We start from the raw sequence: 17351 nt of genomic DNA, 5'->3' as shown, positions 1-17351 counted from the left end.
TCTCCTCCTGCCCCTCTCACAAGGAGAGGGGAGTGTGTGAGACTAATAATATATTCATAGTATGCAACAAAATAATAACTATTTAAAGTATTTATTGCCCGTACTCCTATCATTCTTCTGTATGGGCTTCGTAGACCTTGTAGGCGCCGCCTCTAACTTTGTAAAAGACGATTTTGGCTTGACCGAAACTACTGCCAAAGCACTCCCCGCAATGGTATTCTTTTGGTTTCTGCTTTTCTCAGTGCCCACAGGCGTACTAATGAGCAAAATAGGTCGTCGCAAAACTGTACTCCTCAGCTTGGTGATTACCATCTTAGCAATGGTAGTGCCCTTTATCAGCTACAATTATACCACTATGCTGGTAGCTTTCTCCTTGCTTGGTATTGGTAACACTCTAATGCAAGTATCGCTAAACCCTCTGATGTCAGTCATCGTAAAAGGCGACAAACTAGCGAGTTCACTCACTTTTGGTCAGTTTATCAAGGCAATAGCCTCGTTTTCTGCCCCCTTGCTGATGAGCTTCTGCTTTGATAAATTCAATGATTGGCGACTCTTCTTCCTGCTCTTTGTAGCTATTTCAGTAGTAACCCTCTTGTGGCTGGGTGCTACCCATATTGAAGAAGAGAAAAACGACAGTAAAAACGCCACCTTTGCCGAGTGTTTTGCACTGCTTGCTAACCCTTATGTACTCTTGTGTTTCATTGGCATTATGTGCCACGTAGGAATAGACGTAGGAGTTAATGCCTCAGCACCTACAATCTTTATGGAACGTTTAGGGCTTACCACTACCCAAGCCTCTTTTGCCACCAGCTGGTATTTCTTATTCCGTACCATAGGATGTTTGTCAGGAGCTTATATTCTCACCAAAGTATCACCTAAGAGTTTCTTTACTCTCAGTGTGCTTTGTATGGTAGCCTCAATGGCGATACTGTTCTTTTTCAGTGATAAGACAATGCTCTACACCGCTATTGCTTTGGTAGGTTTTGGCAATTCCAATGTATTCTCAATCATCTTCTCGCAAGCCCTCTTGCAGAATCCTACTAAGAAAAACGAAGTATCAGGCTTAATGATTATGGGACTCTTTGGCGGTACTATCTTCCCCTTCGCAATGGGCTTAGCCTCCGATGCGATGAACGGTTCACAGATAGGAGCCCTTATTGTCCTCAGCATAGGAGTTTTATATCTATTGCTAATGAGCACTCGACTCAAAGCAAATGCTAACACTTAGTCGTTAGAGAGCCCTATAAATTGTATAAGTCGGATTAGTCAAAAAGGTTTGATGACTGATAGTATTTATTACTATTAGTAGGAAATCTCAAAAAGAATTTATAACTTTGTACGCTGAAAAAGAATTAACAACAACACTCTTGCCTCCTTCCCCCCAAGGGAAGGGCAGGGGAGAGGATAACATAACATACAATGAAAAATACAGTAGTAGGATTGGGAGAAATCCTTTGGGATGTTTTCCCTGAAAGAAAAGTATTAGGTGGTGCGCCTGCTAATTTTGCTTACCACGTGTCGCAATTTGGTTTCAACGGTTATGCCGTGAGTGCCATTGGGGGCGACCTCCTCGGTAAGGAAATACTAAAAAGTTTAGAAGAAAAAGAACTCAACTACATCATTGAGAAGACTGATTTCCCCACAGGTACAGTAAAAGTACAGTTAGACGGTCGCGGGGTGCCTACCTATGAGATTAGCGAAAATGTAGCGTGGGACAATATTCCATTCTCTTCGCGTATTGAGAACTTAGCAAAGAACACTAATACCGTGTGCTTCGGGTCGTTGGCACAGCGCAGTGAAATATCGCGTGCCACTATCCACAAGTTCTTAGATTTAATGCCTGCCGAGAGTTTAAAAGTATTCGATATCAATCTCCGCTTGAAATACTTCAGCAAAGAGGTAATTGCCGATTCGTTAGACAAGGCAACCGCATTAAAAATCAACGATGAGGAGATAGTGAAAGTAGCTGAAATGTTCAATTTGCAAGGAACTGATGAAGAGGTATGTAAGCGCCTATTGGAGAAATACAACCTTAAATTCCTTATCCTAACACAAGGTACAAGAGGTAGCTATGTGTTTACGCCTAATGAAAAATCGTTCTTAGGGACACCTAAGGTTACCATCGCCGATACGGTAGGAGCTGGCGACTCGTTCACGGCTGCCTTTGTAGCCTCTTACCTCAATGGTCGCAGTATTGCCCAATCGCATCAATTGGCGGTAGAAGTATCGGCTTACGTATGTCAGCAACACGGTGCGATGCCTCGCCTTGCCGATGCTCATTTGGAGTTGTTTAGATAAAATGACTTTTAGGAAGTATCATATACTTTTTTTATATTTCGCTCTCTTTGCTTGCTTAGCTTGCCAAAGGGAGCGAAACCCCCGTTATGTGATAGGGGTGTCGCAGTGCAGTGAAGACCTTTGGCGACAAACGATGAACGAGGAGCTAAAACGCGAAGTAGCCCTTTACCAAGCCAATACTGAGTTGCTCATTCGCAGTGTGAAAGACGATACTCCCAAACAAATCGCTGATATAGAGTGGTTTATAGAACAAAAGGTAGATGTGCTTGTCGTTTCGCCTAACGAGTCGGAAGCGTGTACACCAGTTATTGAAAAGGCTTACCAGCAGGGTATTCCCGTGATTTTGGTAGATAGGAAAATCGCTACTGAGAGTTATACTGCCTATGTGGGAGCTAACAATTACCAAATAGGAAAAGAAGCGGGGCACTATGCAATAGGTATTCTCAAAGGCAAAGGCAATATTGCCGAAGTGCGTGGTACCAAAGGCTCTACCTCCGATGCAGAACGCCATAAAGGCTTTGTAGATGCCCTTAAGAACGCTCCTGAGGTGCGAATAGTAGCCGAGACCTGGGGCAACTTCCTCAAAGCAGATGCCAAAGTGCAAATGCAAAAACTTTTTCAGCAACACCCCAATATCGACCTTGTGTTTGCAATGAATGACCCAATGGCAGCGGGTACTCACGAAGCAGCGATGCAATTCAACGGTAAGATACCCTTTATCATAGGGGTAGATGCGCTACAACAAGAAGGAATTAGCAATATAGAGAATAACGTGCAAGACGCGTCGTTTATCTATCCTACGGGAGGAGAAAAGGTTATTGACCTTGCAATGAAAATACTCCATAAACAACCTTTTGAGCGCGAGAATATCCTCAATACCGCTGTGGTGGACAAGAGTAACGTGCGTATTTTACAGTTGCAAACAGAGCAAATTGCTCAAAAACAAGCTAAGATAGAGGATATCAATCAGCAGCTGAGTGAGAGCCTTATTCAGCATACTACTCAGCGTACACTCTTCTATATTTCTATTATTGCTATTGGTTTGATTACTATATTTTTGGCAATAGCTATCAGAGCATATCGCACTAAGAGTCGTGCTAATAATCTGTTAGAAAAACAAAACGAAGAAATCAAACGTCAGGCTACCGAATTGCAACAACAGAAAGAACGCTTGGAGGAAATCTCGGCGCAATTAGAAGAGGCGACCCAAGCCAAATTACTTTTCTTTACCAATATTTCTCACGAATTTAAAACACCGCTGTCGCTTATCTTAGGTCCTGTGCAGACGCTTTTGGCTCACAATTCACTTCCCAAAGAAGAACAAGACTTGTTATTCCTCATCAAAAAGAACAGCAACCGACTTTTGCATCTCATTTCCGAAGTAATTGAGTTCCGCAGTTATGAGAATGGCAAGATGCAAATGTACTTCACTAAGGGCAACCTAAAACGGTTTCTTACTGAACTCAATTCTTTTTTTAGTGACCGTATCAAACAAAAGAAACTCAACTTTCAGTTTCTTGCCGAAGATACTTCTTTTGAAATGGCTTTCGATAAGGAAAAAGTGGAGAAAATCTACTTCAACCTGCTTTCTAATGCACTGAAATTTACACCTCAAGGAGGAAGTATCACCGTGTCGTTAGAAAAAGAAGACCTTCCCCTAACCCCCTCCAAAGGAGGAGTAGCTGTGCTGCGTGTGTTCAACAGCGGTTCATATATTCCGAAAGACAAACAAAGTGAGGTGTTTGAGCACTTCTACAAAATAAACCCCGATAGCGAAGGTTCGGGTATTGGTTTGGCTTTGGTACAAGCCTTAGTCGCCTCACACAACGGTACCATCAGCGTAGAGAGTACAGAAGGGGAGGGGACAACCTTCGTCATTCGCCTGCCTTTCACTCAAGAACAAGTATCGGTAAAAGCGGTATACGACAGCAATTACATAGAAACCCATCTCGACTTATTGCCTTCGTTGCCCGCACCTACCGAGAAACTCAAACTACCTACAGCTTCTCCAACGGCTTCGGAGAAACCTACTGTACTGATTGTGGAAGACAATGAGGATATGCGTCAGTTTATTCGATATATCCTCAGTGATGACTATAACCTTATCGAAGCTGAAAACGGTGAAGAAGGCTTTGAAGTAGCCAAAAAACACCTCCCCGATGTAGTAATCAGCGATGTGATGATGCCCAAAACTGATGGCTTCGATTTATGTCAGTTAATAAAAACTAACGTGGCTACTAATCATATTCCCGTGATTTTGCTCACCGCTTATGCTTTAGACGAACAGAAACAAGTGGGCTTCGAGAGTGGTGCCGATGCCTATATTGCGAAACCTTTCAACATAAAATTACTGAAAACACGGGTGCGCAAGCTCATAGAAAACCGTAAGAAGATACGTGAGAGTTTTAGTAATTTCCTCTTGAACGAAACTAAACAAGAGACTTTAGGTAAGGTAGAACAGCAGTTTATCACTGATTTTACGCATTACGTAGAGAACTCTATCGCTAATCCTGAAATGAATATAGACGAAATAGCCGACGCCTTAGGTTTGTCGCGCTCTAACCTATATCGCAAAATCAAATCTCTCACCGACTATTCGCCTAATGAGCTTATTCGCACCATACGAGTAAAATACGCTAAGCAGTTGCTCAACAGCAAAGCTAAGAGCATCTCGGAAGTCGCTTATGAAGTAGGATTTTCTTCTCCTTCCTACTTTGCGAAATGCTTTAAAGATTTTTACAACGAAAGTCCGACAGAGTACTTGGAACGGATTAGGTAGTGTTATAGACCGCTTTAAAATCTTGCACTGATTTTTCCCAGATAATTTTTTAATTAACGCGAGTTTGATGTAAGAAAAGTGTAGCTTACGCTACAGAAATTTTACAAATATTTGAAAAAATCAAACAAATAGGCAACAAGTTGCCTTTAAACACATACTCTGCTATGCCAGCTCGCAGACTACACACAGATTACACGGATAGTCTTTCAATTGACAATTGATAATTGACAAATGTGGTGGGTACGAATTAGTAATTGCGTTGCTGGATTTCACAGATTACAATGTAAACATAGCTGTAAATCAGTATTATATATAACTGAGATTAATTAGCAAATGAGAGAATTAGCAAATTAGAAAATTAGCAAATTTGGAAATTAGCTAATGGAGAGGTGTGTGTTGCACGGGCAAAAACTTTGAGATGAAAAAGCGATGGGTTGGGACTGTTAGGAGTATTCGGAAGAAAACGGAGATTTTCAGAAGGAGGTTAAGAGAGTTTTTGATGAAAAAAGGGTGTAAGGAGGGTATGGTTAGCTTATAGAGAGCTTATAGGAAGCTTATACGAATCTTGGACGATTGGTATATAAAGGGTATATAAGTAGTTGATTTTTACTGTAATACAACAGTGAAAAAAATGTTAAAAGCAGGGTTTCGAGGCGAAAGAAAAGGGAATAGACACTAGGCCTTAGGCCATAGGCACTAGGGGGAAGTATGACGGAAAATCAAAAGAAACCTCCCCCTATTCACATACTCCGCTCTCGCGGACTTCCGTTTAAAGGGGGAATGTGATGACGGAAAAGGGAAGAGATGACGAGTAGCGAATGACGAATGATGAGGGTAATGTGGTGAAAAACTTCTTTTGGAAAATTGTTATAAAAAAGGTATGAAGCATTGGTTTTAAGTGAGATTTTTTTGTGTATTCGCGATTGATTTTCTACTTTTGCGCCTTATTAAATATATGCTTAAAAACGATGAAACGATTACTTTATATGTTATTGGCGCTATTGTCTTCGACTTCTGTCTATTCACAAATGCTTTTTTCGGAAAACCTTACTATGACGATAGACAGCACCAAAACTCTGCAAGGGAGCCTAATGCCTATCTTGGATTTTAAAACCGAAAAAGAAGATGTCTTCACTTTTAAAAATACGGCTAATCTCAACTTGCTTATCAATTGCAATAGGGTTATTAATGTAATTAACAAGTTTGAGTTATCTACTTATGGTAGTCAAGTAATATTAAGTGGTGGCTATGTGCATATGGAGTACCGCTATCTGTTAGACCACGCTTTTGAGGTGTATCCTTATGCTGAGTCGCAATGGGCAGAGAGCAGGGGAATGAACCACAAGATTTCTACCGGTTTACAATCGCGTTATCGGTTGCTGAATACTCAATCCTCGCTGATGTTTGCTGCGGTGGGCTTCTTCTTTGAATACGAAAAATGGGAATATCCTGCTCCCGATAACGTTGAGGCTACTTATGCTTACAGTCGCAGTATCAAAAGTCATTTGTCGCTCAGTTATAAACTTCGAATAGGTGAAAAATGGGAGCTTACCACTACTGCCATTCATCAAACTAGACCTGATAGTACTTTTAAGGAAGCGCGCTATGGTGGGGCTATCGACCTTAAATACAATATTACGTCTACCATAGGTATACTTGGTACCTACCGACTTATCTACGACACCGCCCCTATTGTACCTATAAAAAAAGACTATCATTCGCTTGAAGTAGGGCTTAATATTTCTTTCTAATTTCCCCATTTGCTAATTTACTAATTTTCTGATTAACATTATGTATACAATTCCTTATATTGAATCCGAGGAGTTTTTTTATTTGGATGTATTCCTAAAATTGCTTTTAGGATTGTTGGCTCTTGCTTTAATTATCAACAAATCGGGCAAGGGTAATTTGGCACCGAGTTCGGCAATGGATCAGGTGCAAAATTACGTACTTGGGGGTATGCACACGAACTCGCTTTCAAACTGCGCAAAGAAGGGGTATACTATATCAGAGAGGTAAAAAGAGCGGTACTTGAACAGAATGGCAAACTCATTATCGTGTTGGCAGGAGAAGAAAACCCCAAATATCCTGTTATTACTGATGGGATTATTCAAAAAAGCGTACTGGAAGATGTGATGTGGATAAAAGCGAAGAATGGCTACTTGGAGAGCTACAAAAGGCAGGATACAGCAATCCTTCTGAGGTATTTTTAGCAGAATACGAAAATGCTCAGATAAAAGTTATACTCTATATTTGTAACAATGAGAAAGAAAAGCCCTCAAAAACATTTTGCTATTCGTTGTTATTTTATTATCTTTGCCCAAAATACTTAATTGCTATAACAATGAAGTTAAAACATATTACTCTTTTGGTAGCCTCTACTTTTGTACTAGGGGCTTGTAATCAATCTAAAACAGCTTCTGAACAAGAAGCGCAAACTCCTCAAAAACCGCTTATCAGCTATGTAGACCCGTTTATTGGTACAGACGGACACGGACATACCTACCCTGGAGCAACTACGCCTTTCGGTATGATACAAGTGAGCCCAGTGAATGGTCTCAGCAACTGGGATTGGTGCTCAGGTTATCACTATTCCGATAGCCTTATGGTTGGTTTTGGACATTTGAGTCTCAGTGGTACGGGGATAGGCGACCTAAACGACATCTTGCTAATGCCTACTATTAAAGAATACGACCTCAGTGTACTGAAATACGGTCGCAAAGAGCAATACCCTGTGAATGCCCAAAAGTTTCGTGATATGGTGCCTTATAAATCGAAGTACAGCCACAAGAACGAAAAAGCAGAACCTGGCTATTACCAAGTGTATTTAGAAGACCCAAAAGTGAATGTAGAGCTCACTGCGGCACAACGTTATGCTGTACATCGTTATACCTTTGAAAAAGGAGCAGAACAGTCTGTAATTTTGAATTTAGGATTTGCTATCAACTGGGATAGCCCTATCAAAACTTCTTTTAGCAAATCGGATAAGAAGTTAGACGCTAATAACAACGACAATATTATCACAGGTTATCGTTATAGTACTGGCTGGGCTGAAAACCAAAAAGTGTTCTTTGCGGTTCAGTTTTCTAAGCCTATAAAAAATATTACCTATCAAAAACACAAAGATGATGTTACTTCAGGGCAAATCTTCTTTGATAATACTGATGAGAAGTTAGAGGTAAAAGTAGCCGTTTCGTCAGTAAGTGAAGAAAATGCTTTAGATAACTTGGAGTTATACAACGCTCCTAATTTTGATAAAACCAAATCATTAGCACAACAACAATGGGAGAAGACCCTCAGCAGTATAGTAGTAGAAACCCCCGTTGATTCTCTCAAAACAATTTTCTATACTGCCCTCTATCACGCACAAGTAGCCCCTGTAACTTTCTCCGATAAAAATGGTCAGTTCCGCCTACAAAACAATGAGAATGCAAAAACCGAAGGCACGGCTTATTCTACCCTTTCTCTGTGGGATACTTTCCGCGCCGAGCACCCACTGCTTACCCTTTTGCAACCCAAAGTAACTGCCGATATCATCAACTCAATGTTAGCCTACTATCAAGTGCATAAAATATTGCCCGTTTGGACGCTATATGGTAACGAAACCAATACAATGACTGGCTATCACTCGGTAGCAGTGATTGCTGAAGCCTACCTTAAAGGCGTACGTGGTTTTGATGCTGAAAAGGCGTACGAGGCAATGAAAACTACAATGATGCAAGACGCACGAGGACTCAAAGCCTACAAAAAATATGGTTACATACCTTATAACGCAGGGGTAGACGAGTCGGTTACCATTACCCTTGAATACGCTTACGACGACTGGTGTGTGGCGCAAATGGCGAAAGCCTTAGGCAAAACCGAAGATGCCGACTTCTTTACCAAACGCTCTGAAGCCTATGCTCACTTATTCGATAAAGAAACGGGCTTTATGCGCGGTAAAAGCACTGATGGTAAATGGCGCACACCTTTTGACCCTAAACGCTCCGACCACCGTGAAAACACCGACTATACCGAAGGTAACGCTTGGCAACACAGTTGGTTTGTGCCTCACAACGTACAAGGACTTATCAGCCTATTTGGAGGTAATGAACCTTTTGTAACACACTTAGAAAAACTCTTTACCGAAAGTTCTGAAATCACCGGTGATAACACCTCTCCTGATATTTCAGGACTCATAGGTCAGTATGCCCACGGCAATGAGCCTAGCCACCATATTGCCTATATGTTCAACGTAGCAGGACAACCTAAGAAAACCCAATATTGGATAGATCGCATTTTGCAAACTCAGTACAACACTACCCCTAACGGACTCAGTGGTAATGAGGATTGCGGACAGATGTCGGCTTGGTACATTTGGAGCGCTATGGGCTTATACCCTATGAATCCAGCTTCTACCGAGTATCAATTTGGTCGTCCACTCTTTGATAAAGTAACCATACACTTGCCTAACGGAAAGACTTTTACCATTATAGCCAAGAATGTGTCTAAGGACAATAAGTATATCCAATCTGTAAAACTCAACGGTAAAGAATACACTCAATGGCATATTTCTCACCAAGACCTTCTAAAAGGCGGTGAATTAGTTTTTGAAATGACAAACAAATGAAAAGAAACATCTTAATCACAGGAGGAGCTGGCTTTATCGGCTCTCACGTCGTGAGGCTATTTGTAAACAAATACCCCGACTATCACATTTTTAACTTAGACAAGCTTACTTACGCTGGCAACTTAGAGAATGTTGCCGACGTAGCCAATGCCCCTAACTATACTTTTATACAAGCGGATATTTGCGACTACGAGCGTATGAAAGCCCTCTTCGCTGAAAATCACATTGATGGAATCATTCACCTCGCTGCCGAAAGTCACGTGGATAGAAGTATTGAAGACCCTTTTATCTTCGCAAAAACGAATGTGATGGGTACTTTGAGCCTCTTGCAAGCAGCTCGTGAAGCGTGGAAAGATAATATGCAAGGCAAACGCTTTTATCACGTCTCTACCGACGAGGTATATGGAGCCTTAGAAATAGGCGAAGCACTCTTTACTGAGCAAACGCCTTACGACCCCCAATCACCGTATTCGGCTTCTAAAGCTTCCTCTGACCATTTTGTGAGAGCTTACCATAACACTTACAAATTGCCTGTGGTGATTTCAAACTGTTCCAACAATTACGGTTCTCACCAGTACCCTGAAAAGTTAATACCAGTGTGTATCTATAATATTGTAGATAATAAGCCACTACCTATCTATGGCAAGGGCGAAAATATCCGCGATTGGCTTTTTGTGGAAGACCACGCTCGTGCTATCGATACTATTTTCCACCAAGGAAAAGATGGTGATACCTACAACATTGGGGGCTTTAACGAATGGCGTAATATCGATTTGGTGAAGGTAATCATCAAAGAGGTGGATAAGCAGTTAGGTCGCCCCGAAGGTACTTCCGAAAAGCTCATCACTTTCGTAACTGACCGTGCTGGTCACGACCTCCGTTACGCTATTGATGCTACTAAATTAAAAAATGAACTCGGTTGGGAACCTTCCTTACAGTTTGAAGAAGGTATACAGAAAACCGTAAAATGGTACCTAGCGAATAGGTAAAAGGTAAAAGATAAAAGGTAAAACAGAGGCTACTATATAGTAACCTCTGTTTTTTCTATTCTATAATTTGTTAATTATCTCATTTGCTAATTATCTCATCTTCTACATACCACTTGGTTGGTGTATTTTAGGTTTACGGTGTTATATTCATTCAGTTTATCAGTCTTCTCCAATTGCTTGTAAAAGGCTTTGAGGTTTGCTTTCTTGAGCGCTTCGTCTTCAAACTTGCCGAAAACGACCTTAAAGTGAGGTACACGCATTAAAAACTCGTATTCTCCGTTAGGCTTTACCAATACTTCGGTGATGTTCTCAGCTAGCCATTGGTCGTTTTGGATAAACTGCATCAGTGCATAGGAGGCTTGCCAATAGCGCTCGGTATTACCTCTGAGGATAGGCACACGTGCTGAGTAAGAACTTGAAAGAGGCATCTTCTTTCCTTGTGTATCCATATAATACACTCCATTGCCGTCGTATACGCGTGCGATAGGCTCTCGCTGTTTGATTTTAGCATTCAGAGTACCGTCGATGGTGCAAAATACTTCCGATTTCTCAATCATCACATTGTTGTCTAAGAGCTTTTCGATTTCGCTTAAACGAAGGAGTCCCATAGGGTGTTTTGCTTGTGGGTCTTTGAAGATAGTGCGCCGTATGGCATCATCGGTAACGTACATATTCTCGTCCTGATGGTCTACCACCACCTCTTTTACGGTACGTGTTTTATTACGCCCTGAAGCAAACAACTGTATACAAAAGGGCAAAAATACGATAACGAATATTTTTATGATTTTTTTTATGTACATTTTTCTTTATTTGATATCGTAACCAAACCTGCGCAATTGTCGCACATTGTTACGCCAATCTTTGTTTACTTTTACGAAAAGTTCTAAGTGTATTTGTTTGCCGAAAAACTTTTCTAAATCAGTTCGTGCCTCAATACCTACTCGCTTTAAGGCTTCCCCTTTATGACCTATGATAATCCCCTTTTGGCTTTCGCGTTCTACCATTATCACTGAGCGAATGTGAATAATTGTCTCGCTATCGGCAAAACTTTCGGTCTCTACTTCTACCGAATAGGGAATTTCCTTTTTGTAGTGCAATAGTATCTTTTCGCGTATAATCTCGTTTACAAAGAAACGCTCCGGTTTATCGGTGAGTTGGTCTTTTGGAAAAAATGCAGGTGACTCGGGTAAGAGTTCTATAATGCGGTTGAACACCACTTCGGTTTGAAAGTTGCGCAAAGCCGAAATAGGGTATATTTCGGCACGAGGCACTTTTTCTTTCCAGTAGGCGACTTGTTCCTCTAATACACTTTGGTCGGAAGTATCCACTTTGTTGATGAGCAACAATACAGGCACGTCCAACTGATTGATGCGCTTAAAGAAAGCCTCGTCTTTCAGCTCTTTTTCGCCTATTTCTACCATATAAATGAGAATGTCGGCGTCTTCGAAAGCACTCTTTACAAAATCCATCATCGAGGCTTGTAAGGCGTACGATGGCTTGATAATACCGGGGGTATCCGAAAAAACTACCTGAAAATCATCACCACTTACGATACCAAAAATACGGTGTCGCGTGGTTTGTGCCTTGGAGGTGATAATAGAGAGTTTTTCGCCCACAAAAGCGTTCATAAGAGTAGATTTTCCTACGTTGGGGTTCCCGATAATATTTACAAATCCAGCTTTGTGCACTTGTTAATTGTTATTTGTTAATTGATTCAGCCATTCCTTTGCCCCAATGAGGATGATTAGGCGTTTTTGGAGTAAAATGTTTGAACTTCTCTAAGGCTTTATTGAGCATTGGTTTAGCTTTCGCTACGCCCCCACCAAATATCTTGGGTGTAAAGTAAATGCCAATAGCACGAATGAGATAGGGTCTTGGGTTTTTGGGGTTTTCCTTAATAGATTTCTCGGAATACTCACGACTCAGTTTACCGTATTTAGCTCCGCGAAACATTGGGTTTACCTTCACTTTGGCACTATACAGATAGGCGTATAAGGCGTTGATTTCTGATGCATCGGCATCGGGTTGTTTTTCAGCTATCTTTATGTACTTTTCTGCCTGATTGCAATAACTATCAATAGACCCTCCCGATGATTGGTCGGCAAGGCGGATATTTGTGTAAGCTACGTAGTAATTAACTAACCAATTAGTAGGCGCAACAGTGGTAAGGTGTTCAAAGTCGTTTGCCAAAGTTTGCAGTTCTTTAAGATTATAGCTTTTGTCTAAGAGTTTTACTTTTTCGGTAAGCATAGCCTCCACATCTTGAGCATAAGCAACACTACAAAAAAGGAGCAAAAAAAGTGTAATATATCTGTTCATAACAACATTGTCAATTATTATCTTCTTCCTTTTGGTTTTTTAGCAGGAGCTAAAGGGGTAGGAGAGGAGGTAGTTTTTTGGGTATCAGCCTCTTCTTTCTTTTTCTCTTTTTTATAAAGAGGAATGAGATAGCTGAGAGTGTAGTTGAATCCTACTCCAAATCTGCTTCCTTCGTATACCCGCCCAAAAGCAGGAATATAGTAGTTAGGGAAACCACTACTGCCCGTTTGAGCCACCAAAAGACCTACGCGTACGCTTGCTCCTGCGTAAAGATTGTGCAAGAGTTCCGCTTTGATGCCCAAAACGAGTTCCAACCAATGAGCAGTACGTCCGTCGTACTTCTTTAAGAAAGAAGGGTCGGAGCCTGTGATAGGTTCGTTCCAATATTGGTTATCTTTATGGATAATATACGAGGTAAGGTCTTGAGAGAAGAGCGAAATGCCATAGCGAGCCCCCACGTAAATCATATTCTCCATACCGTACCAATTGCCATAGGTGTTATAATCGAAACCAGCACGTAAAAATTGACCTTCGGTAGAGTAAGTAAAGAAATCTTCGTCCTTAGTTCTTTTTTCCATACCGAGTTCAGCAGCGAAGTAGTAGTTGGTTGTTAGGCGGTAATCGCCTACCAATTCGAGTCCGTAGTAATCCTTATCAAAGAAAGGGCGTACCAGTTTGCTCAGGTCGGCACCTACGCGCAAGCCATACCGCTGTTTGTACACAGGGGCTTCTTGTTTTTCGGGTAGGGCGATAGTAGTTTGTGAGGTCGTGCGGGTAGCCGTTTGAGCCATTGCACCTAAGCCCCACCAAATACTAATGATACAAATGTATATGAGCTCTTTTTTCATTATCTACGGTAGTGTTCTTGATGTTAAGACCTTTTAGCCAAGAGGTATTTGTATCTTGAATGGTAGCTGAAAGGGTGTTGTAAGTAATTTTCACTCCACAAGCCTTGCTTACGAACGACTGTTCGGGAGTATAAGTGAGCGTGAGAGTTGCGGTGCTAGTGGTAGTACCTGAAACTACGGTTTGAAATAAGTAGGTAGTAGGCGACTCCAAGCGCAAAGGTAGTGCAAGTGAATCTAAAGTTGCACTGCTTACCAGAGGAGTAGTATTTCCTTCGCCATAAACTGTAAGGTTAGTCACGCTAAAAGGCGTACGGGTGTTATTTTGGTTGTAGAAACGCACCACCAAGCGAGGCGTGTTCACGCTGTGGTCGCAAAGGTCATCGGACTCACAACTTATCAACATTGAAAGCGAGAGTATTAAAAATGATATAAAGATAGTTCTTTTCATTATCAAAAATAAAGTTGGTGCAAAGATACGAAATAATTACAAATGACAAAAAAAACTTCACAGAGCAACTTAGCATTGATACTTATAAAGTGGCAATCGTTGTAATGGTAGTAGGGATACCTATTCTTTGGTTAGTGAATTTGTTTAAGAAATAAAATATGTATTGCAAAAGAATCGTAAATTACCAAGGAGAGAAATCTTCTTTGCAAACGATTTTCAAACAAGTAGCTAAAAAATATTTAATTTGTTGTAATTTGTTCAATTGCTGAGGTGGTTGTCTCATTCATTTTTCACTCAAAAAACAAAAAGCCCGAAACGCGACGCTTCGGGCTCTTCGATATATTATACTATTCTTCTAATCAAGTAGACACGCCACGAAACATTACCTTGCAAAAAGGTAGAACTGATGGGATATGTAACTTGACATAGGTCATCTTTCTTCGTGTATATCTTTATTTAGTTAAATGAATGTTCTTGAAATCGTGGACAGAGGTGTGACTATTTTTTGAATATGCAAGAAATAGGCTATTATTTTACCTAAATGAATTCATCGGCATCTTTATTGGCGACCAAACGGAAGCCTTCGCCGTGAATGTTTAGAATTTCCACTTTGTCGTCCTTTTTCAAGAGTTTGCGCAGTTTTGCGATATATACGTCCATACTGCGAGAGGTGAAATAGTTGTCGTCTTTCCATATTTTAGAAAGAGCTAACTCACGTGACATAAAATCATCGGTGTGTAAGGCGAGCAAACGCAAAAGTTCATTTTCCTTAGGGGAGAGTTTTACAGGTTCTTCGTCCTTATATTTGAGAATACGCAATTTGGTATTGAGGAAGAATCTTCCTATTTCGAACTCAAACTTATTGTCGTCTACCATTGTTTCGATGCTTTTACGTTGCAAAATTGAACGTATTTTCATCAATAGGATTTCGGAGTCGAAGGGTTTGTTTAGGTAGTCATCAGCTCCTGAGCGATAGCCTTTTATCACATCTTCGCGCATTGTACGAGCTGTAAGGAAGATAATAGGTATTTTCTCATCTTTCTCACGAATTTCTTTGGCTAAAGTAAAACCGTCTTTATAAGGCATCATCACGTCTAAGATACACATATCGTATGTTTCTTTCTTAAACTTTTCGAAGCCTTCCATACCGTTTTTAGCTAAGGTAACATCGAAGCCACTCATTACCAAATAGTCTTTTAGTACAGTGCCGAAGTTGGGGTCATCTTCTACTAAGAGAATGTGTTTATTGTCCGTAGAAGCATTTGAACTGTAATAGTTTCCGTCTGTATTCATTTTTTTATTGTTTTAGGCAATTATGAATTAAATTGTTAAGTTCTTAAATTATATTACCGGCAATTTGATAAAGAAGGTACTCCCTTTTCCTTTGTCGCTTTCTACATCGATGCTTCCTTGATGGTATTCTACGATACTTTTCACGTAAGCAAGCCCTAACCCGTGTCCTTTTACGTTGTGTAAATCGCCAGTATGTTCTCTATAAAACTTGGTAAATACGTGTTTCATAGCCTGCCTGCTCATTCCTTGTCCTCTGTCTTTTACACGTATTAGTATTTTATTCTTTATATTTTCAGTATAAATGTCTATTTCGGGGGCATTAGGTGAGTATTTGATAGCATTTTCAATCACATTTACAAATACATTAGTAAGGTGTGATTTGTTTGCTGATACATCGCCATTTTCTGCCAAAAAGTGAGTGCGCAATACGCCTCCACGTTCGTCGAGCATTACTTGTAGGTGCCCTATGGCATTGCTTATAAGTTCGTGCACGTCCAAGGGCTCTCTCTCTAAATGCAAGTTTCCTTTTTCGAGACGCGATATTTGCAAAATGTTTTCTACCTGAGCCAGCATTCGCTTGTTTTCCTGTTTGAGTATTTTTACATATCCTTTTATTTTCTCGGGGTCGTGCAGGGCAACAGGTGTTTTGAGACTGTCGAGCACTAAGTTCATAGTGGCAATAGGTGTTTTGAACTCGTGCGTCATATTATTGATGAAATCAGTTTTGATTTCGGAAATACGACGCTGAGTGATGAGCTGGTGGAAGGTAACCACAAACACACCTATAACTATTAGTAAAAAGACTACTGATAGGGTTGCTACCCCTATTACTGATGATAGTACATAGCGCTCGCGCTGAGGGAATACTACTGCTAATTCATATACTGAATCATCGGAGCTATTGCCTCCAAAAAGCAAGGTGCGATATTCCTTAGTTTCATTAGGGTCAAAGTACTTAGAGTGTATCTTCGATAAGATATTGCGGTTATACACGGCAAACTCGAAAGGTAAATTCAAGCCTCTTTTTTTGAGTTTTTGCTCTAAGAGTGTGTTTATTTGGCTTACAGACACTCGTTCGCTAAGGGTTTGTTGCCTTATGATACTCTTAAAAGATTCTTCTATCATTAAGCGTTCAATCTCGGGTAATTCACTTAGCTTTTCGTAGGCTTTTATGATAGGCAACTGTTTGTTATCTATATTATTACCTCTGTTGATGTGCTGAAAACTTTCTCTGTTTGTATAGTTCTTTAAGGTAAAAGAATCGGAGAGTTTCAAATCATCGATGAGTACAGGGTTGCGCAGATTGGTAGCCAAAGCGTAATCTTCCTCTAAAATACCGTGTTTATAAATAAAGGTCTCTTTGCTTAGTTTGTTTTCTTGCACATAGATAAACTCTCGCAGATGACTGTCTTTGAGCTTTAAGGTGCTATCATTCTCACGCAAATAGATAATTTGAGCTACGTATTTATCGATTTCATCTTGTTCTATTTGTTTAGCTACATAGTTGAGTGTCTGCTGAATAGAATAAGTAAAAGCTTCTTCTTTATTGTCGATAGCTGATTTAATCCAATACCCTTGTATGGCAATAATTCCTACAAGAGAAAGGCTTATGAGCACTACTGCGAGTATGTATAATCGCTTATTCACCGGGCAAAGTTAAAACAAATATTTCATATAAAAAACAAATTCTCTTAAAAATTTAACAAAAGATTAAGGAGTACCCTTTTTAAGAAGGCTAAAATACTGTGGTTTTTCTTTTATAAACCCT

The 17351-nt window shown here is 40.4% G+C and carries 13 protein-coding genes and 1 pseudogene; 7 read left to right on the top strand and 7 right to left on the bottom strand.

Annotation, left to right across the window (positions count from 1 at the left end; translation table 11 throughout):
* The first annotated feature begins 61 nt into the window (after positions 1-61).
* From HW279_RS01000 to rfbB, 7 genes and pseudogenes are all read left to right on the top strand, one after another.
* Positions 62-1228, top strand: a complete 1167-nt coding sequence (locus HW279_RS01000; protein WP_178957624.1) for an MFS transporter — start codon at positions 62-64, stop codon at positions 1226-1228.
* A gap of 191 nt (positions 1229-1419) precedes the next feature.
* Positions 1420-2298 carry a carbohydrate kinase family protein gene (locus HW279_RS00995; RefSeq protein WP_002673142.1) on the top strand — a complete coding sequence of 293 codons (879 nt, stop codon included), beginning with the start codon at positions 1420-1422 and terminating at the stop codon, positions 2296-2298.
* A complete protein-coding gene (locus HW279_RS00990) occupies positions 2273-5077 on the top strand; it encodes an ABC transporter substrate binding protein (protein ID WP_178957623.1) in 2805 nt (934 codons plus the stop codon). Before HW279_RS00995 ends, HW279_RS00990 begins: the two co-directional genes overlap by 26 nt.
* A gap of 968 nt (positions 5078-6045) precedes the next feature.
* Positions 6046-6828: a DUF481 domain-containing protein gene (locus HW279_RS00985; protein ID WP_178957622.1), complete on the top strand. Its 783-nt coding sequence runs from the start codon at positions 6046-6048 to the stop codon at positions 6826-6828.
* 40 nt (positions 6829-6868) lie between these two features.
* Positions 6869-7331 (top strand): annotated as a pseudogene (locus HW279_RS11225) (YetF domain-containing protein); the annotation flags it as partial.
* A 90-nt stretch (positions 7332-7421) separates the two neighbouring features.
* Positions 7422-9686, top strand: a complete 2265-nt coding sequence (locus HW279_RS00975; RefSeq protein ID WP_178959013.1) for a GH92 family glycosyl hydrolase — start codon at positions 7422-7424, stop codon at positions 9684-9686.
* On the top strand, positions 9683-10675 hold the full coding sequence (rfbB, locus tag HW279_RS00970) for a dTDP-glucose 4,6-dehydratase (protein ID WP_178957621.1): 993 nt from the start codon (positions 9683-9685) through the stop codon (positions 10673-10675). Before HW279_RS00975 ends, rfbB begins: the two co-directional genes overlap by 4 nt.
* Positions 10676-10770: 95 nt before the next feature.
* On the opposite strand, the gene HW279_RS00965 is transcribed toward rfbB, so the two are convergent.
* The 7 genes from HW279_RS00965 to HW279_RS00935 form a co-directional block, all read right to left on the bottom strand.
* On the bottom strand, positions 10771-11475 hold the full coding sequence (locus HW279_RS00965; RefSeq protein ID WP_178957620.1) for a cell division protein FtsQ/DivIB: 705 nt from the start codon (positions 11473-11475) through the stop codon (positions 10771-10773).
* A 6-nt stretch (positions 11476-11481) separates the two neighbouring features.
* Complete coding sequence (gene era / locus HW279_RS00960; RefSeq protein ID WP_178957619.1) at positions 11482-12363, bottom strand: GTPase Era; 882 nt, start codon at positions 12361-12363, stop codon at positions 11482-11484.
* A gap of 10 nt (positions 12364-12373) precedes the next feature.
* Positions 12374-12994 carry a hypothetical protein gene (locus HW279_RS00955; protein WP_178957618.1) on the bottom strand — a complete coding sequence of 207 codons (621 nt, stop codon included), beginning with the start codon at positions 12992-12994 and terminating at the stop codon, positions 12374-12376.
* 17 nt (positions 12995-13011) lie between these two features.
* Positions 13012-13842, bottom strand: a complete 831-nt coding sequence (locus HW279_RS00950) for a DUF6048 family protein (protein WP_178957617.1) — start codon at positions 13840-13842, stop codon at positions 13012-13014.
* Entirely contained in the window at positions 13808-14245 is a 438-nt protein-coding gene (locus HW279_RS00945) for a DUF6452 family protein (protein ID WP_016479154.1), read from the bottom strand. Before HW279_RS00945 ends, HW279_RS00950 begins: the two co-directional genes overlap by 35 nt.
* Positions 14246-14827: 582 nt before the next feature.
* A complete protein-coding gene (locus HW279_RS00940) occupies positions 14828-15583 on the bottom strand; it encodes a response regulator transcription factor (RefSeq protein ID WP_178957616.1) in 756 nt (251 codons plus the stop codon).
* Between the two features lie 48 nt (positions 15584-15631).
* A complete protein-coding gene (locus HW279_RS00935; RefSeq protein WP_178957615.1) occupies positions 15632-17230 on the bottom strand; it encodes a sensor histidine kinase in 1599 nt (532 codons plus the stop codon).
* Between the last annotated feature and the right edge of the window lie 121 nt (positions 17231-17351).

The organism is Capnocytophaga sp. oral taxon 903 (assembly GCF_013394785.1).
In the GTDB taxonomy this organism is placed as follows: domain Bacteria; phylum Bacteroidota; class Bacteroidia; order Flavobacteriales; family Flavobacteriaceae; genus Capnocytophaga; species Capnocytophaga ochracea.
This window is presented reverse-complemented; position numbering and strand designations above follow the sequence as displayed.